The organism is Candidatus Manganitrophaceae bacterium (assembly GCA_012960925.1).
Classification (GTDB): domain Bacteria; phylum Nitrospirota; class Nitrospiria; order SBBL01; family JAADHI01; genus DUAG01.
In genome coordinates this window covers 1-9,206 of the sequence record DUAG01000082.1, presented here as the reverse complement: position 1 = coordinate 9,206, position 9,206 = coordinate 1, and the positions used below count along the sequence as shown (strand labels likewise).

Genomic DNA, 9,206 nt, shown 5'->3' with positions numbered 1-9,206 from the left:
ATTCTGACTTATGTGAAAGGCAAAGTCGTGTGGCAGGGTGAAGAGATCAAACCCAACGCCCCGATCCCGGGGTTGGATTAGGGAACTACCGCGAAAGAACCGTTCCCTCAGCTAGGTAGCGTGCCACACTGGGGGTGTGGAGGTCGGGAGTTCAAATCTCCCCGGTCCGACCATTTTCTAGCCCTGTTTTTACAGAGCTTTTTGTTCTCAACCGTTACCATTGCATGTTCTCGGCTATATCCTTACTGACTAGTCATCATTGATTACGAAAATACATGCCCGGAAAACGACCAGAACCATCCTTCGAATTCGTCCAGCTTCTGACCAGTCATCAGAGCCGACTATACGCCTATGTCCTGTCGCTTCTTGGCGACCGCACTCAGGCGGAGGATGTCATGCAGGAGACCAATGCCGTTCTCTGGCGTAAAGCGCATGACTTCAAACTCGGCACTAACTTCGGTGCTTGGATGCTCAAAGTCGCTTACTTTCAGGTCATGGCTCACCGCCGCAGGATCACCCGGGATCGCCTTGTTTTCGACGATGACTTCCTTCTAGATATTGCTGAAGACGCGCAGCAGCAGTCCGAGCGGCAAGAAGAAAAACAACGACTTCTGGGCGACTGTATCGGAAAACTAAACGAACGTTATCAGGAACTCATCCGCCGTCGATACACCGAAGGTGCTACTCTGAAATCCATAGCCTCTCAAAGTGGTCAGTCAGAGAGCTCAATTAAGCAGGCACTTTTCAGAGCGCGCAACGCTTTGATGGAGTGCGTCAAACTTCAACGCCCGGAGGAAGCTGTATGACAGAAGAAGAGAAAAAAGAACTGGAGTTTCTCCTCATGGAACTTACGGAGGGCGAGCTTTCGTCGGAACAAAGCCACCGTTTGGTGGAGATGATTCGCCAGCATCCGGCGGCAAAACAACAGTACCTCGAATACTGCCAGGTTCATACCATGCTTGCATGGGAGCACGGTGTATTGGGGGGGCTTCAGATGCCTGATATTTCAAATACACCCGAAGTTCCCTCAGATTCCGTCGGCTTATGGAAACCATTGGCCGTGGCCGCGGCGCTGGTGCTCGCCGGAGTGGTTCTGTGGTTGCAATGGGGGACACCATCAAAAATGAAACCAGGCGAAACGGTTGCCTATCTCACCCGGAGTGTGGTCCCCAGTCTGAAGCTGTTCGGCGCATCGTCTGATTTCAACAATGGCAGCGCCGTGCGAACCGGCAGTTACCAACTCGACGAAGGCCTTGTTCAAATCACTTTTGAATCAGGGGTCGAAGTGGTCATCGAAGCACCGGCTTCTTTCGAAATTCATGGCCCTGAGTTCATGATTTTGAACGAAGGACGTCTGGCGGCCAATGTAACTCCGGAGGGTGTCGGCTTCACCGTGGAAACTCCGGATGCTGAAGTGGTTGATTACGGCACAGAATTCGCCATCGAAGTCGTGGGCGATCGCAGTAGTGAAGTCCACGTGTTCAAAGGGGAAGTGGAAGTGCGACCCAAACAAAAGGACACCTTGATGGATCCGGTTCGTCTTGTCACGAATCAGGCGACTCGCATCAATCACTCGACTTTCATCCCTCTAAGCATCTCCGTAGACGATCAGAGATTTCTCAGAAGTCTCGATGAGCCGGACCCAACCTATAGTGAAAGCATTCGTGAACTCCTCCCGCTCGCTTACTATCGCATGGCGGTCATCGACGACGGACATACCTTGAAGGATGCCGCCAAAGGTCATGATAATACGGCCTCAGTAGTGAAAGGTGGCAGGCGCCGCCAACCATTCGCTCCGGGCCGTATCGGTTCATCCCTTCGTCTGGATGGGCCTAGAAGGGGAGGGTATGCACAGATCTCCTCAAGCCTGGAACTCCCAACAACAGAGTTCACCATCATGGCTTGGATCCGCACCAAGACCTTGCCAAGGAACGCCGTTCTCGTCTCAGACATGAATCTCTCGGGCGACGAAACATTGCGCTTTGGGCTTGTTGGCGACCATGGGCATTTGGGCCTCACCCTCGCCAACGGAAAGCGATTTCTACAGATCGTAGATTTGTCACCTTTACCTCTCGAAGACTGGACGCATGTTGCCGTCGCAAAGACGAGTGAAGGTTTGTGGCTATATAGAAACGGAGTCCTCATTTCCTCAGAGCCTTTAAATGGGTTTCAAGCACAACCGCACAACCCTTTCAGCATCGGGGGAATCCCTAAAAAGTCCGACGGCGAGAAACGGAATCAACGATCGGGTTTCTGGCATGGACGGATTGACGAACTTGCCTTCTTCGGATTCGCTCTGACGAACGAACAGATCGAGAACCTTTTTCACCTCACTTTATCCAATTAAATATTAATAGTAACCATGAGACTTCGAAACGTCCTACAAGCACTAACCATCAGTTTGATCGGAATGCCCTCCATCGTCTTGGCGGAAGAGAAACCGAACATCGTCATTATTCTCACAGATGACCAGGGCTATGCCGACGTCAGCTACAATCCGCATTCCCCGCCGGAAGTCAGTACGCCGAACATCGATGCCCTCGCTCATTCGTCCGTCATCTGCACTCAGGGCTACACCAGTGGTCACGTGTGTTCGCCGACTCGTGCAGGACTCATGACAGGTCGCTATCAGCAACGGTTTGGGATTTACACAGCCGGAGAGGGGGGCTCAGGGGTTCCGCTTGATGAAGTGTTTATTCCTCAGCGACTCAAGCCAGCCGGTTATGCCTCTGGTGCACTAGGTAAGTGGCATCTCGGTCTCACTAAAGAATACCACGCCATGAATCGAGGGTTCGATGAGTTCTATGGCTTCATGGGACGCGGCGCACATCCCTACTTTGACCACTCAGACATGGATCACCCCATCTATCGTGGCCTCAAACCCATCAAAGAAGAAGGCTACCTCACCACTCGAATCACTGAGGAAGCGGTCGATTTTATCGATCGCCACAAGGAGGAGCCTTTCTTTCTCTATGTCGCATACAATGCAGTGCATTCTCCACCGGAGGCCCCCGAAGAAGACATCAAGAACGTTACCGGGGACAAAAAACGCGACACCCTGATGGCCATGATCAAACACCTCGATATGGGAGTGGGGGAGATTGTGAACTCGCTGAAGAAACACGACATTTTTGACAATACACTGCTCATCTTTCTCACGGACAATGGCGGTTCCGGTGCCATGAACGCCAACAATGCACCGCTTCGCGGCTTCAAGCAGATGGACTACGAAGGAGGAATTCATGTCCCGTTCATAGTGTCGTGGCCGGCTCAACTGGAAGGCGGGAAAAAGTGCGACGTTCCCATGTGGTCGATTGATTTGTTTGCCACGGCTCTCGACGCTGCCGGGCTTCCCATGCCAAAGGACAAGCTCCTTGACGGCAAGAGCATCTTGCCCGCCCTCAAAGATAAGACTGACAAACTCCACGGCGAATTGTATTGGAGTTCTGCGGGTGCCAAAGGAAAGTGGGCGATTCGTTCTGGGAATTGGAAACTGGTCGCAGAGAAAGATCGTGTTGAACTCTTCGATCTTGAAAAAGATCTCAGCGAAACCACAGACCTTGCTGCAAAACACCCGAAAGTGGTTTCCGAACTCACGGCCAAATACAACGCATGGCTCGACGAAATGGCGGACCCGGTAAGCAAGCAGGAAAAACGCTGGAATCCTGATGCCGGTGCACCAGCTAAAAAGATGTCAAACAAAGAGAAGAAAGCTGCACGCGAAAAAAAGAAAGCTGAACGCATCAAAGCACGCGAAGCAAAGAAGAGCAGCCAAACCCCTGAATCATCCAAATGATCCACCTCGTATGGAGCGCGATCTACCACATGCAATTATCCAAAAAACTCACCATGAAAACTTTTCTCTCATTTTCGATCTTCTGTTTGTCGACATTGGTTGCCACTGTCGCTCGCGGAGAGCGTCCTAACATTATCATGTTTCTGATCGACGATCAGAATCCATCAAGCATTGCCTCATTTGGGGGCGATACCTACACGCCTAATCTCGACCGCATGGCTGAGGAAGGAATGAAGTTTACTCGGGCTTACGTCAGCAGCTCGGTTTGTACTCCATCTCGATACAGCTTCCTGACCGGTCGGTTTGCTGGTAACTCGCATAGCAAACTCTACGCCGAAGCGGTAGGCGGCAAAGAGAATCAGGGGCTTCCCAATTTCAATGTCGCACTGGAACGCGACAAGATGAATGTCGGAAATGTTCTCCGTGAAGCCGGTTATATCACCGGGTTTGTTGGGAAGTTTCATCTCACTTCAAGTTTGGATTTTCCCGAGTTCTACAAAGGCAAAGAGAGATGGATCAACATTCCCAAAGATGCAAGTCCCGGGCCTGAAGCCTCGGCTCAGTTTAAGCACAACGAACTCTGGATGCGTCGTTACCTCAAAACGCTCGGCTTCTCTTGGGCGAAGAACGTCTACGCGGAAAATATGCATTCACCCTATTCCATGCACAACGCAGAATGGACGACGGTGGCAGCCCTAGAGTTCATTGAGGAGAACAAGGGCGGCCCCTTTTATCTTCATCTTTGCAGTACCTTACTGCACGGGCCGGATAAGTCCTGGCGAAAATCCATGGATCACCCGCTCGTAACCGGAGAGGGGGAGGTTGAAAGTCTTCCAGAGGTAATGACACCGCGTACAGAGCTTCTCAAGACAATCACTAAAAAAGGTTTCGATCCTAACAGTCATGTCGCTGGTGAAGCGTGGATCGACGATTCGCTTGGGGCGATTCTCCGTAAGCTAAAGGAACTCGGAATCGATGACAACACGCTGGTTATTTTTGCACCTGATCACGGTCGCGATGGCAAAGCATCCGTCTTTTCACACGGTAGTTGTCAAGTGCCCATGATCATGCGTTGGCCAAAAGGAATCGCTGCAGGGCAGGTGTGTGAAGAACTCGTGCAGAATATCGACCTCGTGCCCACTTTCTTCGAACTGGGTAAAGCGGAAAAACCGGAGTCTTACCGGATCGATGGGCAAAGCCTCACCCCTCTTTTCAAAAACGGAAAAGCCAATGATTGGCGGGATCATCTCTATCTCGAAATGGGAGCTGCGCGGGCGACGATCACGAAAGATTGGTCTTACATTGCCGTTCGCTACACCAAAGATCAGATCGCAGCGATCAAGAGAGCCGCGCCGCAAAACTTACCCAAAGCCATGTCCTACATTGGACGTCTGGGCATCGGAGTCAGAGGGGCCGATCGCCCCGGCTTCTTTGATGAAGATCAACTCTACCACCTTAAGAGGGATCCCAAGGAAATGAAGAACCTAGCCTATGAACAGGCTCATGCTACACGCATTAAAGAAATGCGCTATCTCATGCAGCAGGACCTCAAAGTCATTGGTCGCCCTTTTGGCGAATTCATTCCTGGTGGGAACGCCGCTGAACCCGGCCAGGTCGACAAGCAGATCGAAATCGTTAAACAACTCGAAATTCGGGGCAAAAAGGTAACGGTGCCAGAAGCGTTGAAGGAAAAACTCGGAGTTACCGATGAACCAGCTCCCGACGACAAAGCAAGAAGAAAAGCGGAACGTGAAGCGCGTAGAAAGGCTCGCGAAGAGGGCAAGTCAACCAATCAGAAAAACTCGGATAAATAATCCCGTGAAAGCTCCTTTCACTCACTTTCTTTTGAGCTTGTCTGTATTTGTTTGGTGCACTGCAGGATATGCCAAGAATCTACCGAATTTTGTGTTCATCATGACCGATGATCAGGGGTACGGCGATCTAGGATGCTATGGGCACCTTGCGATTAAGACTCCCAATATCGACAAGATCGCTAAGCAAGGGGTGCGCTTTACCAACTTTTATGCGCGGCACAAGTGCTCTCCGGCTCGTGCATCTCTTATGAGTGGCTCATACAATTTTCGTGTTGGAATTGGTTCTATTGTTCACCCTCATTCCAGCGTCGGCATGTGTAAAGAGATCGTTACGATTCCAGAAATGCTGAAGGAAAAAGGGTACACCAGTGCGCTTATTGGAAAGTGGCATCTTGGGCATGCTCTCGGATATCTGCCGACAGATCAGGGTTTTGACTTTTACTTTGGAGTTCCGGGAACCAACCACGGGGACGGTATGAATCACGGGTTGCCAGTTGCCGACGGGTTCAAGCCGGGCGGAGGTTTGACGATGGAGGCTTACAAAGCCGATTCAGGGAAAGGTGTTCATGGCCGTTCAACGATCCTGATGCGTAACAACAGAGTGATTGAGTGGCCAACGGATATCACCCAGCTGACCAAGCGCTACACTCACGAATCTGTGCAGTTCATTAAACAGAATAAGAACAAGCCGTTCTTTCTCTATATCGCTCACGGTACGCCGCATCACCCATACACTGTGGATGCCTCGTTCCGGGGGAAGAGTGCTCATGGTCTCTACGGGGATATGATCGAGGAGATCGACTGGTCGGTAGGAGAAGTCCTCAAAGCACTAAAAGAAAACGGCCTTGAGAAAAAGACGATTGTCGCCTTTACCTCGGACAACGGGGCGGATTCAAAGCCCGACCGAAATGGCAATAAAGAGAAAGGTTCGAATCTGCCGCTCAAAGGTTGGAAGGGGAGCAGCGATGAAGGCGGCGTTCGTGTGCCCTTCGTCGTCACCTGGCCGGGAACCTTACCGGAAGGGAAAGAAACCGGGGAAATGGCGTCGCTGATGGATATCCTGCCGACCTTTGCCGCCCTCGCGGGCATTGAGCCCAAAACCCCACAGAAGATCGACGGCAAAGATATTTTCCCGGTCATGCAGTGTCTTCCCGATGTGAAGTCGCCGCACCAGTACCTCTACTATGCGGGAAACATCGCCAGAATTACCGGGGCGCGCAATGAGCGCTTCAAACTGACCAGCAGAGGCAAACCCGGCCTGTACGATCTGCAGTCGGACCTGGGAGAAACGAAAGATGTGGCGGCGGAGTATCCGGAAGTCGTGCAGGAGCTTGAAGCCGCGATCGAGGCCTTCCAAAAGGATCTCGATAAACACTCGCTGGAAGCGCCGTTCGATGCCGGTCAGGCAGCGTACAAGGCGAGTAAACAAAAGAAGCCTTCGAAGAAAAAGGGGAAATAGATTTTCTATTAACCGTAAAACCACAAAGAACTACAAACGCATATTTAGAAATTGAAATGAAACCTACGTTAAGACGACTTTTGGCCGGTGTTGCGCTGGCAGCACTTTTTGCTGCACCAGTGTTAGCGGAAGAAAAACCGAACTTTGTGATTGTAATTGCGGACGACGTCAGTTGGTCAAGTTTTGGCTGTGTTGATGGGGGCTTGTATACCCGGACGCCGAATATCGACAAGCTTGCTCGTCAGGGGCTTCGTTTTACAAATTTCATGTGTTCCGTGGCCCAGTGTGGCCCATCGCGGCATGAGCTTTACACAGGTTTACTGCCGCCAACCAGTGGTGTTTACAGCAATGGGAGTAAGCCTAGGAAAAAATATAAAAATATAGCCAATTACCTCGGAGAGCTAGGCTACATGGTCGGTTTGACTGGGAAGACCCATTTTGACGTTTCGGCTTTTCATAAAATTTCCGGGTTTGAAAGTAATGGGAATCATATGGCCCCTACATGGGAGATGAGTGGGGTAAAACGGTTTATGGAAGATTCCAAGGCTCAGGATAAACCATTCTGTGCAGTCATAGCTTCAGTCAATGCGCATCACCCATGGACGGTTGGTGATCCGTCTCATTTTCCCCTAGACCAGATAGTAGTTCCTCCTCACATGGTGGATACCCCTGCTACGCGTGAGGCTTTGGCGATACATGCGGCTGAAGTGGAAGTTCTCGACAATCAGGTGGGCGCCACCATGAAGTTGCTGGACGATCTGAAGCTGGCAGACAACACGGTTCTGATATTTTTGAGTGAACAGGGAACCGCATTGCCGAATGGCAAATGGTCGGTCTATGACTACGGAACCAGGGCGCTCTGCCTCGTGCGCTGGCCGGGCAAAATCAAGCCAGCTGTCACAGACGCAGTTGCTATGTATTGTGACATCTCTTCTACGTTGGTGGACATTGCCGGAGGGGAGGCTCCCGCGACGGACGGCAAGAGTTTGTTGCCCGTTTTGAAAGGAGAAACCTCTCATCATCGCGACCATGCTTACCTGGTTCATCAAGCCGGCGGTTATACGCAAAGAGCCATTCGCAACAAGGAGTTCAAGCTGGTCTGGAATCCGGAACGGGAGGTTGACTACTATCTTGATGTGTTGATGAAGCCCACCAGCGGTAAGTTTTTTGCCAAAGTCTGGAGAGAATGGCTGAAAAAAGCCCAAACGGATCCTGCGGCCCAGGCAAAAATCGACCGTGTGGTGAAGCATCCTGAGTTTGAACTTTATGATATCAAGAATGATCCGTGGGAGTTGAACAACCTGGCTGACAACCCTGAGTACACTCAAAAACTCAGGGAGATGCACGCGCAGCTTAAAGCCGATATGGAGAAGCTGAAGGATGCGTTCTCAACGGTCGATCCAAAGGATGCCAAAAGGGCCAAAAAAGGAAAACCCGAACGACCGAAAGGAACCGACCCCGTGGAGAAACCGGGGCTAACCGATAAACAGAAAAAGAGAGAAGCAAGGAAGCAGGCGAGGAAAAAAGGCGAAGATGAACAAGCGGAATAAATCAGAAGTGATGACGCTAAAAAATGACTTCTAAGCTCCTCTGGATGGGTGGATGCATTGGATCGGGGTTCGAGTCTATTCGTGATCCCAGAGTCCATTTAGGATGCTTAAAACGTATCCTGCGAGCGCATCCGGTAACGGTTGATTGGTTTGATAATGATGATCTTGGAGGAAAAAGTTGGAACCACAAATGGTTCCAATAATAGAATCAAAATAACACTATTATACTGTTCTAAAACTACATAGACAACCACACTGGGGGTGTGGAGGTCGCGAGTTCGAACCTCGCCAAGGGGGACATGGAGAAGGTGACAGGTGCTGGTTGTCCGCAACAATCAACTGACCGATGTGAAGGGTCTGGAAAAGCTCACGCAGTTAAGAAGTCCGTCTCGGAGAGAAACACAAAAGTACTGTCCCATTGGCCTCGGTCGGTTACCCTCTGGCCACTTCATTATGCGAATTTTGCTGTTCATTATCACAGGGCTCTTCTTTTTAAGCTCAAGCCTCAAGGCCGCCAACCAATGGCCCACGTGGCGTGGGCCTAATGCCAATGGTACCGTTACCTACGGCAATCCGCCTTTGCAATG

6 protein-coding genes and 1 tRNA gene are annotated in these 9,206 nt (G+C 50.9%); all 7 read left to right on the top strand.

Features of this window, described 5'->3' with window-relative positions:
• The first annotated feature begins 95 nt into the window (after positions 1-95).
• The 7 genes from EYQ01_11340 to EYQ01_11310 all read left to right on the top strand — a co-directional run bounded on the left by EYQ01_11340 (position 96) and on the right by EYQ01_11310 (position 8,619).
• Positions 96-173: transfer RNA gene (locus tag EYQ01_11340), tRNA-Pro, on the top strand.
• Between the two features lie 102 nt (positions 174-275).
• Positions 276-806 (top strand): sigma-70 family RNA polymerase sigma factor, encoded by a 531-nt coding sequence (locus tag EYQ01_11335; GenBank protein ID HIE66373.1) that lies wholly within the window; start codon positions 276-278, stop codon positions 804-806.
• On the top strand, positions 803-2,347 hold the full coding sequence (locus EYQ01_11330) for a hypothetical protein (GenBank protein HIE66372.1): 1,545 nt from the start codon (positions 803-805) through the stop codon (positions 2,345-2,347). The genes EYQ01_11335 and EYQ01_11330 overlap by 4 nt, the downstream gene beginning before the upstream one ends.
• A gap of 15 nt (positions 2,348-2,362) precedes the next feature.
• Positions 2,363-3,796, top strand: a complete 1,434-nt coding sequence (locus EYQ01_11325) for an N-acetylgalactosamine 6-sulfatase (GALNS) (GenBank protein HIE66371.1) — start codon at positions 2,363-2,365, stop codon at positions 3,794-3,796.
• A gap of 29 nt (positions 3,797-3,825) precedes the next feature.
• Positions 3,826-5,610 (top strand): hypothetical protein, encoded by a 1,785-nt coding sequence (locus EYQ01_11320; protein HIE66370.1) that lies wholly within the window; start codon positions 3,826-3,828, stop codon positions 5,608-5,610.
• Positions 5,504-7,069 (top strand): steryl-sulfatase, encoded by a 1,566-nt coding sequence (locus EYQ01_11315; GenBank protein HIE66369.1) that lies wholly within the window; start codon positions 5,504-5,506, stop codon positions 7,067-7,069. Before EYQ01_11320 ends, EYQ01_11315 begins: the two co-directional genes overlap by 107 nt.
• A gap of 56 nt (positions 7,070-7,125) precedes the next feature.
• On the top strand, positions 7,126-8,619 hold the full coding sequence (locus tag EYQ01_11310; GenBank protein ID HIE66368.1) for a DUF4976 domain-containing protein: 1,494 nt from the start codon (positions 7,126-7,128) through the stop codon (positions 8,617-8,619).
• Positions 8,620-9,206: the final 587 nt, after the last annotated feature.

Bases quoted from the DNA above. Each gene is read 5' to 3' on its own strand.
- EYQ01_11335 (HIE66373.1), top strand. From the start codon at position 276: ATGCCCGGAAAACGACCAGAACCATCCTTCGAATTCGTCCAGCTTCTG.
- EYQ01_11330 (HIE66372.1), top strand. From the start codon at position 803: ATGACAGAAGAAGAGAAAAAAGAACTGGAGTTTCTCCTCATGGAACTT.
- EYQ01_11325 (HIE66371.1), top strand. From the start codon at position 2,363: ATGAGACTTCGAAACGTCCTACAAGCACTAACCATCAGTTTGATCGGA.
- EYQ01_11320 (HIE66370.1), top strand. From the start codon at position 3,826: ATGCAATTATCCAAAAAACTCACCATGAAAACTTTTCTCTCATTTTCG.
- EYQ01_11315 (HIE66369.1), top strand. From the start codon at position 5,504: ATGAACCAGCTCCCGACGACAAAGCAAGAAGAAAAGCGGAACGTGAAG.
- EYQ01_11310 (HIE66368.1), top strand. From the start codon at position 7,126: ATGAAACCTACGTTAAGACGACTTTTGGCCGGTGTTGCGCTGGCAGCA.